The sequence below is a fragment of the Nocardia glycosmidis genome (genome assembly GCF_052545115.1).
Map to the genome: position 1 here is coordinate 51,276 of NZ_JBQWRH010000002.1, position 19,735 is coordinate 71,010.

Consider the following 19,735-nt stretch of genomic DNA (forward strand, 5'->3'; position numbering starts at 1 on the left):
CGAGGACCCGACGGAGGCTGTGCGCATCGGCCAGCAGGCGCTCGACGTCGTGGCGGGCTTGTCGTCGCGACGCAGTTACACCGCCCTGCGTGAGCTAGGCCAGCGGTTGAGCCCCTATGCAGCGATGTCGGACGTTGGCGAATCGGCCTGCTCGTCATCGGCCCGACCAGCCGGTGTAGGCCGCGGCGAGGTAGGTGGATCCGGCGATCGAGCCGGTCACCGCTGCCAGTTCTCCCTCTTGCCGACGCACATCGAACGGGGTGGCATCCGGCAGGGTGTGCAGCATGGTGGTCATCCAGTAGGAGAAGTGCTGTGCCTTCCACACCCGGGCAAGCGCCCGCTCGCTGTAGGTCGCCAGAGGTGCTGTGTCGTCTGCCGCGAGCGCACGTTCGAGTTCCTCGGCGAGCACTCGTACGTCGGCGAGGGCGAGGTTGAGGCCCTTCGCGCCGGTGGGCGGGACGGTGTGGGCGGCGTCGCCCGCGAGCACGAGCCGGCCGTGATACATGGGCTCCTGGACGAAGCTGCGGAACGGCAGCACCGTCTTGGCGGTGATCGGCCCTTCCATCAAGCGGTAGCCGTTCGCGCCGAGGCGGGCCTGCAGTTCTTCCCAGATCCGGTCTTCGGTCCAGTCGTCGACGTTTTCGGCCGGATCGCACTGGAAGTACATGCGCTGCAGGGTTTCGGTGCGCTGGCTGATGAGCGCGAACCCGCGCGGGGAGTGGTTGTAGATCAGTTCGGGCGCACTCGGGGGCGCCTCGGCGAGGATGCCGAACCAGGCGAAAGGGTACTCACGGAAGTACTGCCGGCGCTCGGCGGCGGGCATCTCGTGCCGGCACAGGCTGCGCGAGCCGTCCGCGCCGACGAGGAAGTCTGCGCGGATCTCGTGGTCGATTCCGTGGGCGTCGGTGAAGCGCAGCACGGGGGCGTCGGTGGTGAGGTCGTCGACCGAGACGTCGGTGACTGCGAACCGCACGTCACCGCCGTCGCGCTGGCGGGCGTCGGCGAGGTCGACGAACACGTCGGTCTGGGGGTAGAGCTGGGTCGACGCACCGACCAGGCCCTGGAAGTCGATGCGGTGACCGCCGCCGCCGAAGGCCAGTTCGATGCCGTCGTGGCGGTGGCCGTCGCGGTGCACGCGGTCGGAGACGCCGGTGTCGACCAGCAGGTCCACCGAGTCCTGTTCGAGGATACCCGCCCTGTGGGTTTCCTCGATCTCGCCGCGGCCACGCAGGTCGACCGCTACGGAGTCGATCCCCACATGAGCGAGAAGGTGGGAGAGCATGAGCCCGGCCGGGCCCGCGCCGACGATGGCGATCTGCGTACGACTCTGGGTGCGTGAGGGGGACATAGCCGGAATTCTGGGACCGGACACCCCACCGGAGCCACGCCGTTCTTCCGTCCAGCGGAACCGTGTCAGTCGGTCAGCGGTCCGGGGATACTGCGACCAATACCACGGGCGGCGACCTGCGATGCGCTGACCAGCCGTGCCCGGTTCCCGCGATCGAGGCCGGGCACGACGACGCCGAGCGCCGCCACCACCTGCCCGCCCGCACGGATCGGGACGGCCACCGAGCAGGCGCCCAGGCTCATCTCCTCGACCGTGGTGGCGTAGTCGTCGGTGAGCACCTTGTCGAGCTGGCGGCTCAGCACGCCCGGTTGACTGACCGTGTACGGGGTGATCCGTGGGAGGTCGGCGAGCACGTCGGCGCGGATGTCGGTCGGCGCGTGGGCGAGCAGTACCTTGCCGACTCCGGTCGCATGCAGCGGCAGGCGGGATCCGATCGAGCTGACCACTGGTACCGAGGCGTGCCCGGAGAGCCGGTCGACGTAGAGCACCTGTCGGCCGTCGCGCACCGCGAGGTGCACGGTGGCCAGGGTTGCTCCGTACAGGTCCTGCAGGTAGGGCGAGGCGAGCTGACGCAGTCCCGATTGCACGGGCGCGAGCAGACCGATGTCCCAGAGCCTGCGTCCAATGACGTAGTGCCCCGACTCGGTGCGGCGGAGCGCTCCCCAGGCGAGCAGTTCGCCGACCAGCCGGTGTGCTGTCGGCACCGGCATGGCGGCGCGGGTCGCGAGCTCGGTGAGCGTGAGCCGCCGGTGCCGCTGGTCGAACGCGCCCAGGATCGCCAGCGCGCGACGGGTCACCGAAATCCCGTGCCGGGTGGAATTGCCTGCCATGGAAACATCCTTCCGTCCAGTGGAAGCACGGACAAGCCAGTGCAATCGTGCCGGGCTTACGGTACGGTCCGTGACCCAGCCCCAGCAGACGCCCGTCGCGCCGCCGACCGACCCGGATTCGCCGTGCGCGAGCCAGGCCGACATCAATTCCGAGATGGCCGTGATCAGCGCGGACTACGCGGCCGCCCGGGCCGTCAAGACTCAGCCCCGGCTGGACTACTCGCCCTACCGCAGCAGCCTGCTGCGCCACCCGACCAAAGACCCATACCACGCCGACCCGGAGGCGATCGAGCTGTTGGCCCCGGTGTTCGGTCACCGTGACGTCGGCCGCTTGGAGTCGGACCTGACCATCCAGAACCGCGGCGAACCCATCGGCGAGCGGATCGTAGTGACCGGCCGCGTACTCGACGGCGAGGGCCGTCCGGTGCGCAATCAACTCGTCGAGATCTGGCAGGCCAATGCTGCTGGTCGCTACATCCACAAGCGCGATCAGCATCCGGCCCCGATCGACCCGAACTTCACCGGCGTCGGCCGCACTCTCACCGACGACGAGGGCCGCTACCGATTCACCACCATCAAGCCCGGCCCATACCCGTGGAAGAACCACCACAATGCCTGGCGGCCGGCGCATATCCACTTTTCGCTGTTCGGCACGGACTTCACCCAGCGGCTGGTCACCCAGATGTACTTCCCGGGCGACCCGTTGTGCTCGCTCGATCCGATCTATCAGTCCATCCTCGATCCGGCCGCCCGCGCGCGGCTGATGGCGACCTACGACCACGACGTGACCTGTCACGAGTGGGCCACCGGCTACCGCTGGGACATTGTGCTCACCGGCAGCCGCCGCACCCCCATGGAGGATCCCGCATGAGCAGCCTCGCGCCCACCCCTGGCCAGACGGTCGGCCCGTTCTTCGGATACGCGCTCCCGTTCGACGGCGGAGCCGAGCTCGTTCCCCCCGGTCATCCACGGGCGATCCGCCTGCACGGCACCGTGTTCGACGGTGCGGGCCTGCCGGTGCCGGACGCGCTCGTCGAGCTGTGGCAGGCAGACGAGAACGGGGCGGTGCCGCAGGTCGAAGGCTCCCGTGCCCGCGACGGCTGGACCTTCACCGGCTTCGGCCGCACACCGGTCGACGACACCGGCCACTACAGCTTCACCACCCTGCGCCCAGCCGTGACCGTGCCGGATCGCGCTCCGTTCTTCGCGATGACCGTGTTCGCGCGCGGCCTGCTGCACCGGTTGTTCACCAGGGCCTACCTGCCCAGCGACGACAGCGTCATGGCGGCTGACCCGCTGCTGTCTGCGGTGCCCCCGGACCGGCGCGCCACATTGATCGCCCGGCCCGACGAGCGCGGCTTCGTCTTCGACATCTGGCTACAAGGCCCCGGCGAAACGGTCTTTGTCGATTACGGAGAACGCTGATGCCCGCCCTGCTGTGGCCCGGTGACGACCGCGCAGGCGACCATCTCAGCGACTCGCAGATGATCGCGGCAATGCTGCGGGTCGAAACCGCTTGGCTGGCCACCCTGGTCGATGCCGGCATCGCATCGGCAGGGGCCGACATCGACCTCGGCGCGCACGCCGGAGACATCGACCCGGACGCGCTGGCCGTGGCGGCCGAGGCAGGCGGCAATCCCGTCAGCCCGCTCGTGCAACTGTTGCGCGAACGCCTCGCCGACACTTATCCCGAGACCGCGCGCTGGCTGCATCGTGGCCTGACGAGCCAGGACGTGCTCGACACCGCGCTCGTGCTCGGCCTGCGCGAAGCCACCGATGCCGTGCTGGCAAGGATGGACGCACAGGTGGACTCCCTGGTCGAGCTCGCCGAGCGACACCGGGTCGACCCGATGGCCGGCCGCACCCTGACCCAGCACGCCGTCCCGGTCACGTTCGGGCTCGCGGCGGCACGGTGGCTGTACGGAGTGCTCGAGGCCCGCGGCGACCTGCACGACGCGCGTGACCGGCTGCCCGTCCAGATCGGCGGTGCGGCAGGCACTCTCGCCGCCCCCGCCGAACTGTTGCGCCGCAGCGGCGGCGGGGGTGACGCGCTGGCCCTGGCCCGCGCCACCGCCGATCGACTCGGCCTGCCGTGGGCACCCCCGTGGCACACCATGCGTGCCCCGCTTACCCGGCTCGCCGACGCCCTGACCCGGGCACTCGACGCCTGGGGTCATATCGCGGCGGACGTGCTGGTGCGCGCGCGCCCCGAGATCGCCGAGCTTGCAGAACCGGCGGGCCACGGCCGCGGCGGCTCGTCGACGATGCCGCAGAAGGCCAACCCGATCCTGTCGGTACTGGTGCGCCGGGCCGCCCTTACCGCCCCAGGTCTGGCCACCCAGCTCCATCTCGCGGCCGCGGGCGCTGTGGATGAACGCCCCGACGGCGCGTGGCACACCGAGTGGATGCCGCTGACCCAGCTCGCCCGGCACGCGCTGACCGCCGCTGACCAGACGGCCGAACTGCTGGCCGGGCTGCACGTCGACACCGGCCGCATGGCCCGGCTCGTACAGGCCGCCGCGTCCGGTCTGCTGGCCGAACAACGCAGCCTCGCCGGACTCGTCGAGGGATTACCGGAACCTGATTTCGACCCCGCCCACTATCTCGGCGGCACGGGCGCCCTGATCGACGAGATCGTGCGCAGGGCCCGGGCCGCGGACCACACCCTTTCCGGAGGAAGACGATGACGATCCCGACGATCACCGGCGTGCAGCTCGGCGGGTCCGCCGAACTGCCCCTGCTGGTCTGCGGCCCCTCGCTGGGCACCTCCGCGGCCGCGCTGTGGTCGGACGCGGCCGAACTGCTTGCTGAGCACTTCCACGTCGTCGGCTGGGACCTGCCCGGCCATGGCGGCAACAGGACCGCAGTGACGACAGGGTTCACGATGGCCGAATTGGCCGAGGGTGTGGGCGTTTTCGTCGAAGGTGTACTCGCCGAGCGCGGTGAGCACGGCGGCAACTTCTACTACGCGGGCGACTCGGTCGGCGGCGCCGTGGGACTGCAGCTGCTCCTCGCCCACCCGGCCCGGATCACCTCCGCCGTCCTGGCCTGCACCGCCGCGCGAATCGGCCAGGAACCGATGTGGCGGGAACGGGCCGAGCTGGTCCGCTCCGCGGGGACCCCGGTCATGGTCGAAGACTCGGCCCAACGATGGTTTGCCCCAGGATTCGTCGATCAACATCCCGATACCGCCGCAGCGCTGCTGAATTCGCTCTGCGACGCCGACTCGGCCGGGTACGCCGCGGTGTGTGATGCCCTGGCGACGTTCGACGTGCGCGCCGACCTGGACCGGATCGACACTCCACTCGTCGCCCTCGCCGGCGCCTACGACCTTGCCACCCCGGTGGCCGCCGTGGCCGAACTGGCACACAACGTCGGCAACGGCAGACTGGTCCTCCTCGAATGGGTGGCGCACCTGGCCCCCGCCGAAGCGCCCGCGGACACCGCGCGGATCATCTGTCAGGCGGCGGGATATGAATCCAGCTCCGCGGTTGGATGCGTGCCCGCGCCAGAACCAGCGACGGCCGAAGCTGACCCGGCCGCCGGGCCTCATCCTGCGAATACGGCTGAGACGCAGGCGTTTACGGTGTTGGACAGGCAGGCGACCGGCATGGCCGTGCGCCGGGCAGTGCTCGGGGACGCGCACGTCGACCGTGCCCGCGCCACAGCAACAGACCTGACCCGCGAATTTCAGGAGTTCATCACCGACTACGCCTGGGGCGGTATCTGGACCAGGCCGGGGCTGGATCGCCGCAGCCGGTCGATGATCACGCTCACCGCGCTGATCGCCCGCGGTCACCACGAGGAACTCGCTCTGCATCTGCGCGCGGCGCGTACCAACGGGCTCACCGACGACGAGATCACAGAAGTTCTTCTGCAGTCCGCGATCTACTGCGGCGTCCCAGACGCGAACACCGCGTTCCGGATCGCTCAACAGACGCTGAGCTAGACGGTATGAGTTGAATCGCACCGGGTTTGGTGCTCATGGTGCGCATCGAACCCGGGGCGGTTCATCCTGCCGAGGGCACACTGGACATGGGAACGGCGATGAATACGATTCCGTTCCGAGCGGGTTGTCCAACTATGGACGTGGTCTGTACTACGAACTCGGGCGTGCGCGAGTTCAGGGAGAGACTCCGGAGAAGGGTTGGCAACACCAATTCGTGATCACTGTGCGTGACAGAGTTCGGATTCTGGATTCCGCGCGCACTGAGCTTATCTGGCGCGAGTTGTTGAGCACAACGTTCGGGGAGGTGGGGCCAAGGGGTTGGCGTTCCCGGCGCGGGAGCTGCGCGAAACGTACGCCAATGTGTCTCAGGAGTTGGAGACGGTGCGGGAGCAGGAGAAGGCTCAGGCGCTGAGGATGCTGGCGGGTCTGGTTTGTCTGATGAGCGGGCGCGCGAGATGGGCGATCATTCTGGCGCAACGTCGAGAACATCGGTGGGAGGGCGTTGATGAGGTTGAATTCTCGATGCGGTCGCTCATTTCGTCCACCGAAAGCGGCGTTGACTACCCCGAGAAGGTTCTCTTTATCTGCCGGTAGTTCGACATCCTCTTCGGCAGACAAGCGGTGTTAACCACCGCGAACATGGACTCGGAAGGCCGTGGGTGTACGGCTGGTCTGCCTGCGGAAGAACCTGATGAATACGGTCGCGTCCGGGAAGCCGAGCTGTTTCCCGATCATGGAAGCCGTCAGGTCGGTGTGCGCGAGCAAGCGTTTGGCCTCCAACAGCACTCTGTCGTCGATCAATCGTTTCGCCCCATACCCGACCGCCTCCTGGCTGGCGCGTGTCAGAGTGCGGACGCTGTAGCCCAGTCGCACCGCATAGTCGGCAACCCGGTGTGTCCGCGCGAAATCGCGCTCGACGGCGTTGCGGAAGCGTAGGAATGCCGCACTGCCGGCTGCGCCGCCGACCTGGAGTTCATGTGTATGAGCCAGGTGCAGCAGGACGACTGATACCAGATGGCGCACCACATCGATGTGGACTTCCACAGGGAGGGCCCCCGGTCGATCGCATTCGATTTGCAGGAGCTCCAGCAGGCGCTCCAGCAGATCGCGTGTGTCCGCCGAAGGGCGGGGTGGAGTATCGCGAAGCGTCAGGGGTGCCTCATGCGCGGCGGTGGCGGTGGCCGCATCGAGAAATCCTGAAGGAAAGAAGATGATGGTGCCGCCCACCGCGTCCAGGTCCGAATGATGTTGGAAGATTTGGCCCGGCTTCACCCAGATCCAGTCGCCTTTAGTGAGCGTGTGCTCGGTGAAGTCAACGGAACAGGTCAGTGAGCCGGACGTCACCGCGACCACTTGATGGAAGTCGAGACGCACAGGCCCGTAGAGGTCCATACCCCGGTTGCGGGCACGCCCGGGCAGGGCGGCGAGCGGAATGACGTGCGCCCCCGCAGAAGCCTTGAATCGTACGGCAGGGATGGCAGGCTGTCCGTTTCTGTCTATCACGTGTCGTCAGCATACATACTCCAGCGGCTCGTCGACGGCTAACGTTCATCAGCGTAAGACCGAAATAATCCATCGGCGGCCGAGGGCGCCGTAGGAAAGCCGAGGAAACGGAGCACGCGTGCGATTGATTGTGGGAATGACCGGAGCCACCGGCGCCGTGCTCGGCATACGGATCCTTCAATGCCTGTCCCAGTTGCCCACGGTCGAGACACACCTGATCCTCAGCCGTTGGGCCCGAGCGACGATCGAACTGGAAACCGGACTCTCGGTTCGCGAGGTGAACGAGCTCGCTGACGTCGTCTACAAACCCGACGACCAAGGGGCGGCAGTCTCGTCCGGTTCCTTCCCGACCGACGGCATGGTCATCGTGCCGTGCTCGATGAAGACAATGGCAGGCATCCGCGCCGGCTATGCCGAGGGGCTTGTCGTACGAGCAGCCGATGTCACCCTCAAAGAGCGCCGCAAACTCGTCCTCGTACCGCGCGAAACACCGCTGAGTGAGATCCATCTGGAGAACATGCTGGCTTTGTCGCGCATGGGCGTGCAGTTGGTGCCACCGATGCCCGCGTTCTACAACGACCCACAGTCTGTGGACGACATCGTCGACCACATTGTGTCCCGCGTTCTCGACCAGTTCGACCTTCCCTGGCCAACCGCCAAGCGGTGGCAAGGCATGCGTGCGGCCCGGGACATTTCCCCGCCGACCGCCTGCCGCACCGACAATTTTCAGCCCAACGAACCGAAGGACGCATGTCATGGCATATGACGATCTGCGCAGTTTTCTCGATACCCTCGACAAAGAGGGTCAACTACTCCATATCACCGAGGAGGTGCTGCCAGAGCCGGACGTCGCTGCCGCCGCGAACGCGGCGACGCGGCTCGGTGATGCAGCACCCGCGCTGTCCTTCGAAAATGTGAGCGGCTTTACCAGTGCCCGGATCGTGATGAACGTGCACGGATCCTGGGCCAACCACGCCCTCGCCTTGGAAATGCCGAAACAAACCGGTCCCAAAGATCAGGTCGAGGAATTCACCCGTCGGTGGGCGAAGTTCCCGGTCGCACCCGAATGGCGCGAAAATCCGCTGTGGTCGGACAATGTCCTCGACGGCGACGAGGTCGACATCTTCAAAGTCCTCCCGCTCGTCCGGCTCAACGACGGGGATGGCGGCTTCTACCTCGATAAAGCGGCGATTGTTTCCAAAGATCCTGCCGACCCGGACAACAGCAACAAACAGAACGTCGGCATCTACCGCATCGAAGTCAAAGGTCGGCGCAAACTCGCGATCCAACCTGCACCCGTCCACGATATCGGACGACACTTGCGCACGGCGGAGCAGAGGAACGAGGATCTTCCCATCGCAATCGCGCTGGGTAACGACCCGATCATCTCCCTGGTCGCCTCCACCCCGATGAGGTACGAAGAGAACGAGTACGAGCTTGCCGGAGCGCTGCGTGGGGCCCCGGCCCCCATCACATCGGCGCCGTTGACAGGGCTTCCCGTGCCGTGGGGATCGGAGGTTGTCATCGAGGGCGTGATCGAGGGGCGCAAGCGTGAACTCGAGGGGCCATTCGGCGAGTTCACCGGGCACTATTCGGGCGGTCACAGCATGCCCATTATCCGTATCGACCGAATCTCCTATAGAAACGCACCGGTTTTCGAGCACCTGTATCTCGGCATGCCGTGGACCGAGATCGATTACATGCTGGCCGCGAACACCGCCGCCCCGATCTACACCCAGCTCAAGGCGGAGTTTCCCGAGGTCCAGGCGGTCAACGCGTCGTACACCCACGGGTCTGTCGTGATCGTGTCCACGCAGAAGCGGTTTGGAGGCTTCGCCAAGGCGGTCGGTACTCGTGTGCTGACGCTCCCGCACGGTCTTGCGTGCGCCGCTACGGTCATCGTCGTCGACGAAGATGTCGACCCATTCAACCTGCCGCAGGTGATGTGGGCGTTGTCGACCAAGATGAACCCGGCCGGCGACTTGATCAAGATCCCCAATATGCACATCAATGAGCTTATGCCACAGGCCCAGCCGACAAGCATCGTCGACAGGTTGATTATCGACGCCACTACTCCGGTGGGCGCGGACAAACGCGGAAACTACCACAACCAGGTCTCGGATCTGCCCGAGATGACCGAGTGGCTCACCAAACTCCAGAAAATGACAGCCAACCGCTGACTGCGATCCGAGCGGCGACCATACCAAAGGAATTGTCATGTCCGAGATAAACATCTGTCCACGCTGCGCCCACGACTTGATCGAACAACTGTTCACATCACCGGTCCCCGGCGTCTGGGACGTCCTACAGTGCCAGCGCTGTTTTTTCTGCTGGCGTACCAGCGAGCCGCCGCGCCGGAGCCGACGCGACGCCTATCCCGATACCTTCAAGCTGACCGCCGACGATATCGCCAACGCAGTCGAGCTTCCCGCGATCCCGCCACTACTGGATACGCCCGCTAGGTAACTGGTGTTTTTGTGCGGTGATGGGCCGGTCTCGAGCACCGCCGCCGAGCCCAAGGCCGAAGGCGCCTGCTGTGGCATCGAGACCAAGGAGAGGACCGTCGCCTCCGGTGCGAGCTACTGTGCCAGCGCGATCATGTCTCCCGGAGACAGTGCAGGCCAGCGGACGGTTCATTTGCCCTGTAGCGAGGCTCGTGCCCACGCCCACGGCGCCGCGGCAACGGATCCGAATCTGCGCTCCCGCGGACCCAACGTTTCGGGACCCACGGCGGTTGATCCCTACGAACACCCAGTTCGATAAGGAGGAATCCGCCATGATGCAGAGCCCCACCGCCCCTGGCGACTTTGCCCATTCACACCCGGTGCCGCCGCCCAGCGGCGGGACCGCCATCACGGCCGGGGTGCTCGCCTGCCTCGGCGGTACGCACCGGCTGCTGAGTATTCTTGTGCTCATCGTCGGGATAGCGATGTTGAGCGACCTCGACGCGGAGGGCGAAACCAATGGGGCGCAAGTGCTTTTCGCGATCTCGATTCCGGTCTTTTTGCTCATCGGTTCCCTGTTGCTGGCCGGCAGCATCCAGATGTTTCGCAAGCATGCCTCGGCCCGTCGGCTGATCGTCATCGGCTGTGCGGTCGACATCGCCTACAGCATCATCGAGACAGTGGTCGTGCTTGCCGTTGCCGGAGCCTCCGATGACTACGGTGTGATCGGCAGTCCGTTGTTCGCCATATTCGTGGCCGCGTTCCCGATCGCCACGATCATCCTGACCTCGGCGACATCGACCACGCGGTGGCTCGAGTATCGGGCATAGGATACCGAGGGACGACAGGGAGCCAGACCATATGAGCGCGCCACTCGATCCTGCCCAGGCCCGTGATATTTCCTTTGCCGCCCTGCTGCGTGTGGTGTTGCACGAATGTGCGCAGGCTCCGCTCGCGCTGCTCACCGCCGATACCGAACCGGCCGTCATCCGGATCGCCCGCGGTGGTGAGCAGCGGGAGCAGGCATTCGCCGAAATGCTGGTGGAGGCATACGAGTCGGCGAGCGAGATGCTGCTGGCCCGCATCACCAAGTTGACGCGCAGCCGTGCCGATGCCGACGACATAGTCCAGACCGCGTTCATGCGGGTGTACGCGCGCTGGCCGGACCACATCACCGATGCCGAAGGGCTCCGGAAGTACCTGTGGACCACGGCGGAAAACCTGGTGAAGGATGTCATGGTCCGGACTGCGAAGGACCGGGAACGGCTGGATTCCAATGGGCACGAACGCCTCTCGGTCCTCGCCGACCAAGCCGACCTGCCCTTCGACGACATGATCGCCTTGCGGGACATGCTGATCCGGCTCTTGGACGCACTGCCGCCGCGGGAACGCCAGGCGGTCATCATCTACACCTACGAAGGAAACACCTACAAAGAGACTGCTCGGGTTATGGGCGTGGCGGAGGGCACCGTCAAGGGATACGTCCACGACGGGCTGTTGCGCGTCCGGAAATACCTAGAAGAGCAGGTCGCTTGATCGTCAGATACCGCGGCAGGGTGGGGTGGTGTCGGCGCCCACCGGCAGCTGGTCACGCTCGGCCTGGGTGTACTCGCGGTCACTGATCGCGCAGAGCCGTCCCAGTACGCCATCGCGGTCGAGATTGATCGAGTACCGCGCGACACCTCCACTGCCGGAGTACCTACCGGGATTCAGCGCGTACAGCGCATCCCCGGAGATATCCTCGTACCGCTGGTCCGAGATCTTCACATCGAAGATTTTCGCGGCGCGATCGAAGTCCCAGATCTCCAGTGTCCCGAGGTGGTCGACCACCAGCAGGCCATCGGCGGTCAGTCCGACCCCATTGCCCGACGGAAACGGTTGTGCGGACCGAGTTTCCACACCGCTGTCGAAATTCTCCACGGTGTCGTCCCCGGACTCGTACCTGATGTATATCTGTGGATCGACAGGGCTGACAAAGGCATCCCGTCTCTTGCCGCGCTCGATCGGTGTGACGGGTACCGAGCGGAGTACTCGTCCGTCATCCAGGGCCCGGACGGTATCGCCGTCGATATTCTCGGTGAAGAGCTGGTCGTTGTGCGTCGGGACGAGGGCCGCCTGCGCACCGGCCCGTACCATCCACACCAGTTCGTCGGTGTCGCGCCAAGTTCGCACGGTCTGGCCGAGCTGTTTCCCATCGCTGATCCGCCATCGGGTGACCGAGCCCGCATGGAAGAAGGCCAACTCGTCGTCGCCGGGCTGCATGATGGATGTCGGTCGCCGCAGTCCAGGTCCGAGTTCGGGCGGGACAGGGAGCGAAATACGTTGCTCGACAGCGAGTCCGGGCAACGAGAAGACGGTGATGACGCCCGTCGCACCCGACAGGACGAAATGCTTCCCGTCGGCAGTGATCCGGTAGGCGGATTCGGGCGGAATCGACCCACGCACAGCAAGGCCCACCGTCATGCGCCCGACTTCCCTTATGACGGGGGTCAATTCGACGACGCGCACCGTCGCGTTCGCATCGTCTGGGCCGCATTCGACTTCCACAACGAACGAGCCATCGGGACCCCACTGGACAATCCGGTGTTCGGTGACCGATCCGGCGAACACGTCCATGTCCGAGATCGCCACGGCAGGCGCGAAGCGGAGCAGGCCGCTCGGCGTGAACTGTGCCAGCCTCGGGCCGTCGTCGGCAGGGGTGACCAGCACCGTGGCCGACATGTCCCGAGGGCTGGCTGTTTGGACGACGAAGGCCTGGCCGGTCCGTAGGTCGATGAGGTGAGTCTGGCCGAGCGTATCGCCGGCGAGGATAGTCGTCGACCAGGCGTACCGTCCGCTGCTATCGACGGCCCACTCGCAGTTCTCGGTCGTCGAGCCAGAGCGGCGCGGCGTCCGCAGACGTTCGGCCCCCGTCAGCGCGTCCGAGACGACCAGTTGGTCGTCGGAACATCCGGCGATCAGGCCGGTCGAGGTGATCTTACCGGCCGGCAATTCCCGAATCGGCTGTCCGGTCTTGGCGTCGCGCACGACGTTGCGCGTGACCCCGATTTTCGACTCGCGCATCGCGATCATGGTGCCGGTCGGGTCGACATAGTCCGGAAACTGGGCGAAATCTGCCAGCGGAGGCGGAGAAGAGACCAGAACGGGCCCGGCACCCGCCATGTCGTACACCTCCAGCAGGTCGGTGTGCTGGGCCTGCTGCGGCTCTGCCCGTTGGACCTGTGCTCGGTTGAGTCGCACCGCGAGCCAGCGCCCGGTCTGATCCCAGCCGGTCGATACGCCATTGGGCAGCAGCAGCGCAGGCTCCGGCGGACGGACCAACGCAGGACCGGTGCGGTTTCGAATATCCCAGACGGCGACCGCACCATCGTCGGTCACCACGGCGAGTGCGGAGCCGCTCCGGCTCAGGTTCAGCGAGGCGACCTTCCCGGCGGACGGTGGAAGTCGCCACGGCATCGGCTCATCACCGAGCAGGCCGGCCCAGACTGTGACGTCGCGGCCCTCAGCGACCGCGACCTCGGACCCGTCGCCACTTGCCGCCCCGAATGTCGCATCGCGCCACAGGTCGGCCCGGTAATCCGTGACGGACGACAACCGCACCTGCTGATACAGCAGTGCCGTCCGCACCATCTCGTCGTCCGGCGCATGCCGCGCTGCGGCTTGCGCGAATTGCAGCGCCTTGTCCAGGTCGGAGTCGGCCACCCGGATGGATTCCGCCGCGAGGCTGCGCCCGGCCTGTAACCGCAACTGCGCCGCGCGAGCCGCACTGCTCCGGTAGGCGACCACCGCCATCGACGTGGCCACGACCACCAGAACGGTGAGCGCTGCGGCCACCAACCGCAGGCGCCGCACCTCCCGCCCACGCAGTCGGCGGCTGGCCGCGATGAATTCCCGATGCGCTCGCGGCACATCGGATTTTCGAGCCTCGAGCTGGTCCTCAGCGGTCTCGAGAGCGGTACCGCGCAGCAACGCATCGTGCTCGCGACCGCGCCGCTCCCAGTTGTCCAGGTCCTGCGCGAGGTATTGCTGCCACCTGCGGAAGTCGCGGTCGGACTGCAGCAGGTCGTGCAGCCGTTCCCAGTTGTCGATGAGCGCTTGGTGTGCGAGCTCGACGGTGTCCACGCCGTTCTTGTCGCGGCCGACGACGACCAGGCGGTCGAGCGCCAGCCGCCCGGCCACACCACGGAGTTCGGGGTACTCCCGCATCGGCAGCACCGCTCGGAGGAATCCGGCGCCGCTCGAGGTCGGCACCGCGAGCAGCTTCAGGAGCCGTTCCGCGTCGGCCCGCTCGGCGGGATCGGTAAACTGCGCCATGACCTGCTCGGCCCGCCGAGCAATGGAAACCTCCACGCTGCCGACGTTTTCGTAATCGGCGAGGGTGATCCGGCCGCCGGTGTGCCGGGCCCACAGGTCCGACAGCACCGACGCCAGCAACGGCAACCCGCCGGGCTGGTTGAAAACACCGTCTATCAGCCGCTGCACCACCGCATCGTCCAGCATCACTCCGGCACGGGCGGCGGGGCGGCTGATCACGTCGCGCAGTTGAGCACGGCCTAGCGGGGCCACCGCAACCGTTGTACCGCCGAGGAATTCGGCGAGTTCGGCGTCGAGTAGGTCGTCCAGCGCGTCCCAGCGCAACGTCAGCACGATCGCCAGGCGTCCCTCGGTGTCGGCGCGACTGAGCTCGAGCAACGCCTGCAGTAGCGCACGGGCCTGCCGCGAGGCCGCCACGGCCAGATCTTCGAACTGGTCGACAAACAACACCGTGCCGTGCGGCGGAAGCTGTTGCAGCAGTGAGGCCGTGTCATCGGCGTCGGGCGCGGGCGCGGCCTGTTCGATCAGCCAGGTCGACAGTGGCTCGTCCGCGGCGATGCCGGAGCCGATCGCGCGCACGCCGGATTCCGTCGCGGCGTCGCCGCTGAGCCGGAATGCGGCGACCTGCCACCCCTGCTGCCGTAATCGCGGCAGCACCCCGGCTCGGATCAACGAAGACTTCCCCGTACCGGACCGCCCGACCACGGCGGCGAAACCGCTCTGCCGCAGGGTCTCCCGCACCCGCGCGATATCGTCGTCCCGCCCGTAGAAGAACTCTGCGTGCTCCTCGTCGAACGGCGCCATACCGCGATACGGGCTCGACAGCAGCGCCGGATTCAGCCGCAGCACCTCGTCGATGGGAAGCATGAACGCGGTGCGGGTGTAGCGGCGGCGGTCGGCAGCGACCGCCATTCCGGTCACGGCATGCGCCTCGGTATCCCAAACGGCGGCGCCGCTGAACCCCTCGGTGATCGGCTGCCCGCCGGTGGCTGCCTGCAGCTGTACCCAGCCCTGGCTTTGCGGGGCTCGAAACTCACCGGACACCCAGACGCCGCCGGGCATCTCGGCCGGAAATCCGAACATCCGGAACTCCCCACCCCAAGGGTGGCTGGCGGGCCAAAACGGCAGTGGCGCAAGGGTGTCCGGGGGTGCAGCGACAAGCTCCAGGATGGCGATATCGCCGCGGCCGTCCTCGCGGATGCGCGACCAATGCCGGATCCGGGCGAGTATCGGAACTGCGGCATCCGCCAACGGAAAGTCCACGGCCACAAGCTCTTCGGGCACTTTGTCGTCCGTCGGTTCCCGACCCAGTGCCGCCGATACGACGTGCGCGCACGTCGCAATCAGAGTGGAACGCACCAGAAATCCCGCACCGACCACATCGCCGGTGGGCGTCAGAATCCGCACTGAGGCCCAGCCGAGCCGACCGGTTTCCGCAATCTCTTGCACGCGTCGAACCCTCCCGGGGAAGTTCGGCAAGCGTAGCAAATCTGCCGATGGTGTGAAGGAACCGTCGCCGAGCACGGGAAAGGAGACCGGAATTCCTCGCGGACCGACGCCCTCGGCTCGTAGGGAAGGCCTCGATCCACGAGCACAGTTGCCACCGTGACGGTCAGCAAGACAAAGATTCCGACGACCAGTCCGCGCCTGGGGGCACTTGTCCGAGAATATCGATCCGGACGGAATGACAGCAAAATCGTCACCCCCGCGAACGAACTCGCAGTCGTTGGGCACCAATTTCAAGGACGTGACGGCTTTTACCTATGATATCCGTGTGATAGCGTTGGCACTCGTATCGAGCAGCCGCAGTGCCTGCAGACGACGCCTAGGGCGCACCGAGTGAGGGAACGGCAGACCGGCCGCCCCCAGTTTGCCTCGGCCAGAAATGGTTCGTTGTGTCGGCACGCCTCGCAAGCTATTTCGGGCGAGTACAGCGCAGATCAGCACTGACACGGTATCGCCATCGACGTCGGCTGCTATCCCTACGACCACGGGTTCCGGTATCCCGACGGAATCATGCTGTCGAACATCGCGCGTGCGTCCGCTGGCAGCCGCAGCAACTCGATGTAGGAGCCGAGCGGGCCTCCGTCGAGGTAGACGAACTCCATGCCGAGTTCGGCAACGGTGCATTGCTGTGCGATCTCGGTGCCGCGCGCTCGTGCCGCTGCCAGTGCCGCATCGAAATCTTCTGGTACCCAAGCGATATGGTGCAGCCCAGGGCCGGACCGGGCAAGCGTTTCGGTATAGAGATTCGTGCCCGAGACCGGCGCGATCAATTCCAATCGCTGTCCGCCGGCATAGCCGACCGAGGTGTCGATCGGGTAATCCGCGGGCGAACCGCGATAACTGCACGACTCCGGGCCGAAACGCATGCGAGGCATGCGGACCCACCTGTCAACGCCATAGCTGTCGGTGAATTCTTGTTCGGCCGCGTCGAGGTCGTGGACAACCCACGCCACCTGGAAAATCGGGCCGTACGCGATACTCATTTTGGTACTCCTCATGTATCAGTCGGAAATGCGGTCCCGCAGACGGGAACAGCGCAGGTTCAGTAGTCCGCGAGCCGGATGGCATTGGCCGCGCGCTCCAGCGGCTTGATGATCGGCCGCAGGGCCAAGCCCTTCCACGGCATGTGCCGCAGCATGCGCAACATGGTGGTCTGGGTCCGGATCGCACGCCGGTCAGCAGCCACCATGTGGGTGGCGTTGTTCCAGCCCAGCGTCAGGTTCTCGGTGACGTAATCCTGCATGGCGCGCTCGTATCGCTCGAACGCGACGACGTGATCACCGGCGGCCGCTTTCAGTTCGCCCGCAAGGACATACGCGCCGACCAGCGCCATGCTCGTGCCCTGCCCGGACAGTGGCGACGGGCAGTAGGCGGCGCCACCCACGACCGCGACGCGGCCGTGGGACCACCGGTCGAGATGGATCTGGCTGACTGAATCGAAGGAGAAGTCCGGGGATTCCGGCATGGCGCGCACCAGGTTCGGTGTTTCCAAAGGTCTTTCGATGCCGGACAGGGCCGCGGCGGCCGCCGCGACCGGCACCGGCGGCCCGGTTGCGGCGCGCGCGGCGACCGCTACGCAGAAGGCGTATTCTTCGACGTCCGCCGCCGGGTCGAGGGCGGGCAGCAGTTTCTCGGCCAGTTCGGCAGCGTCGCCCGAATTACCGCGCAGCCACCAGTGCCAGGCGTGGGCGGCGATGAACCGCTGTGCCAGTGCGGGATCCATGCTCACCGCCCAACGCAGCGCCGCCTGCACGTTGTCGTGCTCGGCCGTCAGCCGCGCCAGCCAGTCGAGCTGCTCGGGGCCACGCAGCAGCGGATCGGCCCGCTCGGCCAGCTCGGTCGAGGAAAACGGCGATAGCGCGTTGCAACTGGTCGCGCTCGCCGGCTTCGGTCAACCGCGCGAAGCCGTAGGCCCGAATTGTCTCCAGCATCCGATAACGGCCGTTGTGCACTTCCACCAGCGATTTATCGGCCAGACTGTCCAATAGTTCGTCGGCGTCGTCGAGTTCGCAAACGGATGCGACCAGAGCGGCGGTGGCCCCGCCCGCAAAGACAGCGAAGCGTCGCGCCAGCAGGCGTTCGGGTGGTTCCAGCAATTCCCAGCTCCATTCCACCACCGCCCGCAGGGTCTGGTGTCGTGGATCGGCGGTGCGATCCCCGCGTGCCAACAGCCGGAACCGATCGGCGAGCCGAGCATCGATCTCGCCGATGTCGATAGTGCGCAACCGGGCGGCGGCGAGTTCAAGGGCCAACGGGAGCCCGTCCAGCCGCTCGCAGATGCGCCGCACGGCCGCGATCGTGCCCGCGTCGACGGTGAATCCCGGCCGCGCGGCAGCGGCCCGATCGGCGAACAGGCGAACTGCGGTGCAGCCGAGTTGGTCGGCCAGTGTCGCCTCCGTGGCCGCAACCGGCAGCTGTCCGACCGCGAGCACGGTCTCACCGGTGATACGCAAGGCTTCCCGGCTTGTCGCCAGCACCCGCAAGCCCGGACAGTCACGCAACAGCCGATGCACCACCCGGGCCACATCGAGGATCAGATGCTCGCAGTTGTCGAGAATGATCAACTGCGGCCTGTCGGCGAGCATGGCGCGCACCCGGGCTTCGGCATCATCGTGGTCGCCGCTCGCACGGCCACCGAGCGTCACCGCGATCTCCGGCGCCACCTGTGCGCCGTCCACCAACGGCGACAAATCCACGAAGCAGACCTCGCCTCGAACCCGAGTGCCGGCTTCCATCGCCAACCGGGTCTTACCGGTACCGCCCGGACCGGTGAGCGTCACCAGGCGGGCTCGGGTAAGCAACGACGCGACCTGCGCGAGTTCGTCGTCTCGGCCGATGAAACTGGTGAGCTGGGCGGGTAGGCGGCGCACCGCGGCGGCGGCGACGGTGCCGGCCCGCAGGATCGTCAAGTGCGCCTGCGTCAGCTCCGCCGAAGGGTCGGCGCCCAGCTCGTCGGCTAGCAGTTGCCGGCCCTGCTCGAACAGCTCCAGCGCCTGTGCCTGCCGCCCGCCGGCATAGAGCCCACGCATCAGCAGCGCCCTGGCTCGCTCCCGAAGCGGATGCGCAGCGACAAGTTCCGGCAGCGTAGCGACCACCCCCCGGTGATCACCCAGCGCCAGTGCGGCTTCGGCACGATCCTCCTGGGCCGCCAGCCACGCCTCGGTGAGGCGGGCGACCACGGCGGCGGCGAACGGCGCCTCGCGCACATCGGCCAGCGCCGCGCCGCGCCACACACCGGCGGCCTGGTCCAGCAGCGCTACAGCGGCGGGGAAATCCCGGTCGCCCAGCGCGGTTCGCCCCTCCTCGGCGAGGCGAAGGAACCGATGCATATCCACCAGATCCGGATCGACCGCGAGCCGGTAGCCCGCAGCCGAGGACTCCACGAGACCATCGGCGCCCGCGGCGCGCAGCGCGCGCCGCAGCCGCGATACCTGGGACTGCAGCGCATGCCCGGCATCGCCGGGCGGCTCTTGCCCATAGAGGTCGTCGATCAACCGATCCCGAGACACCACCCGCCCGGCCTCCGACACCAGAACCGCCAGCAGCGACCGTACTTGCGGCCCACCGACCGCGACAGGAGTCCCATCGGTTCGCCGCACCTCCACCTGCCCCAGGATCCCGAACTGCACGGCCGCCAGTATGCATCGACCGGCCGGCCGCCGCGCCCGACGAGTCGGCCACTACCGCAAGCGATCACACCTTTCCCCTACCTGAGAACACGCAGCACATGGGTGGTTGTGCACAGAATGGGGCGTTTCGTGAACAACCAGCCGATTCAATCATTCGACTCGCAAAGCTAGTTCCGAGTCGAGTTCTCAGTCGTTATGCTGACCAACTGGGG

General features: G+C 66.6%; 16 protein-coding genes and 1 pseudogene. 10 read left to right on the plus strand and 7 right to left on the minus strand.

What is annotated here, in order from left to right; all coding sequences use genetic code 11:
• Positions 1-154 precede the first annotated feature (154 nt).
• Both ACT86A_RS02655 and ACT86A_RS02660 read right to left on the minus strand, forming a co-directional pair.
• Positions 155-1,348 (minus strand): 4-hydroxybenzoate 3-monooxygenase, encoded by a 1,194-nt coding sequence (locus tag ACT86A_RS02655; protein WP_445090362.1) that lies wholly within the window; start codon positions 1,346-1,348, stop codon positions 155-157.
• Between the two features lie 65 nt (positions 1,349-1,413).
• Positions 1,414-2,178 (minus strand): IclR family transcriptional regulator, encoded by a 765-nt coding sequence (locus ACT86A_RS02660; protein WP_445090363.1) that lies wholly within the window; start codon positions 2,176-2,178, stop codon positions 1,414-1,416.
• 70 nt (positions 2,179-2,248) lie between these two features.
• Between ACT86A_RS02660 and pcaH the strand changes: the two genes are divergently transcribed.
• From pcaH to ACT86A_RS02685, 5 genes are all read left to right on the plus strand, one after another.
• Positions 2,249-3,049 carry a protocatechuate 3,4-dioxygenase subunit beta gene (pcaH, locus tag ACT86A_RS02665; RefSeq protein WP_445090364.1) on the plus strand — a complete coding sequence of 267 codons (801 nt, stop codon included), beginning with the start codon at positions 2,249-2,251 and terminating at the stop codon, positions 3,047-3,049.
• Positions 3,046-3,603 carry a protocatechuate 3,4-dioxygenase subunit alpha gene (pcaG, locus tag ACT86A_RS02670; protein ID WP_445090365.1) on the plus strand — a complete coding sequence of 186 codons (558 nt, stop codon included), beginning with the start codon at positions 3,046-3,048 and terminating at the stop codon, positions 3,601-3,603. The genes pcaH and pcaG overlap by 4 nt, the downstream gene beginning before the upstream one ends.
• On the plus strand, positions 3,603-4,865 hold the full coding sequence (locus ACT86A_RS02675) for a lyase family protein (protein ID WP_445090366.1): 1,263 nt from the start codon (positions 3,603-3,605) through the stop codon (positions 4,863-4,865). Before pcaG ends, ACT86A_RS02675 begins: the two co-directional genes overlap by 1 nt.
• Positions 4,862-6,127 (plus strand): bifunctional 3-oxoadipate enol-lactonase/4-carboxymuconolactone decarboxylase PcaDC, encoded by a 1,266-nt coding sequence (gene pcaDC / locus ACT86A_RS02680; RefSeq protein ID WP_445090367.1) that lies wholly within the window; start codon positions 4,862-4,864, stop codon positions 6,125-6,127. The genes ACT86A_RS02675 and pcaDC overlap by 4 nt, the downstream gene beginning before the upstream one ends.
• 360 nt (positions 6,128-6,487) lie before the next feature.
• Positions 6,488-6,721 (plus strand): hypothetical protein, encoded by a 234-nt coding sequence (locus ACT86A_RS02685; RefSeq protein ID WP_445090368.1) that lies wholly within the window; start codon positions 6,488-6,490, stop codon positions 6,719-6,721.
• Between the two features lie 30 nt (positions 6,722-6,751).
• Here the strand turns inward: ACT86A_RS02685 and ACT86A_RS02690 are convergent, their stop codons facing one another.
• Positions 6,752-7,630 (minus strand): helix-turn-helix domain-containing protein, encoded by an 879-nt coding sequence (locus ACT86A_RS02690; protein WP_445090369.1) that lies wholly within the window; start codon positions 7,628-7,630, stop codon positions 6,752-6,754.
• 118 nt (positions 7,631-7,748) lie between these two features.
• On the opposite strand from ACT86A_RS02690, the gene ACT86A_RS02695 reads away from it, so the two are divergent.
• The 5 genes from ACT86A_RS02695 (at position 7,749) to ACT86A_RS02715 (ending at position 11,610) form a co-directional block, all read left to right on the plus strand.
• A complete protein-coding gene (locus tag ACT86A_RS02695; RefSeq protein ID WP_445090370.1) occupies positions 7,749-8,396 on the plus strand; it encodes a non-oxidative hydroxyarylic acid decarboxylases subunit B in 648 nt (215 codons plus the stop codon).
• Entirely contained in the window at positions 8,386-9,810 is a 1,425-nt protein-coding gene (locus tag ACT86A_RS02700; RefSeq protein ID WP_445090371.1) for a non-oxidative hydroxyarylic acid decarboxylases subunit C, read from the plus strand. The genes ACT86A_RS02695 and ACT86A_RS02700 overlap by 11 nt, the downstream gene beginning before the upstream one ends.
• Positions 9,811-9,847: 37 nt before the next feature.
• A complete protein-coding gene (locus ACT86A_RS02705) occupies positions 9,848-10,096 on the plus strand; it encodes a non-oxidative hydroxyarylic acid decarboxylases subunit D (RefSeq protein ID WP_445090372.1) in 249 nt (82 codons plus the stop codon).
• 310 nt (positions 10,097-10,406) lie between these two features.
• Positions 10,407-10,904 (plus strand): hypothetical protein, encoded by a 498-nt coding sequence (locus ACT86A_RS02710; RefSeq protein WP_445090373.1) that lies wholly within the window; start codon positions 10,407-10,409, stop codon positions 10,902-10,904.
• A gap of 31 nt (positions 10,905-10,935) precedes the next feature.
• A complete protein-coding gene (locus ACT86A_RS02715) occupies positions 10,936-11,610 on the plus strand; it encodes an RNA polymerase sigma factor (RefSeq protein WP_445090374.1) in 675 nt (224 codons plus the stop codon).
• A 3-nt stretch (positions 11,611-11,613) separates the two neighbouring features.
• Here ACT86A_RS02715 and ACT86A_RS02720 read toward each other — a convergent pair whose 3' ends face one another.
• The 4 genes and pseudogenes from ACT86A_RS02720 to ACT86A_RS02735 form a co-directional block, all read right to left on the minus strand.
• The gene (locus ACT86A_RS02720; protein ID WP_445090375.1) at positions 11,614-15,837 is read right to left on the minus strand and encodes an nSTAND1 domain-containing NTPase; all 4,224 of its coding nucleotides are present in this window, start codon (positions 15,835-15,837) and stop codon (positions 11,614-11,616) included.
• Positions 15,838-16,370: 533 nt separating this feature from the next.
• Complete coding sequence (locus ACT86A_RS02725; RefSeq protein ID WP_445090376.1) at positions 16,371-16,877, minus strand: VOC family protein; 507 nt, start codon at positions 16,875-16,877, stop codon at positions 16,371-16,373.
• A 292-nt stretch (positions 16,878-17,169) separates the two neighbouring features.
• Positions 17,170-17,353 (minus strand): annotated as a pseudogene (locus ACT86A_RS02730) (hypothetical protein); the annotation flags it as partial.
• A gap of 199 nt (positions 17,354-17,552) precedes the next feature.
• Positions 17,553-19,523 carry an AfsR/SARP family transcriptional regulator gene (locus ACT86A_RS02735; protein WP_445090377.1) on the minus strand — a complete coding sequence of 657 codons (1,971 nt, stop codon included), beginning with the start codon at positions 19,521-19,523 and terminating at the stop codon, positions 17,553-17,555.
• Positions 19,524-19,735 lie beyond the last annotated feature (212 nt).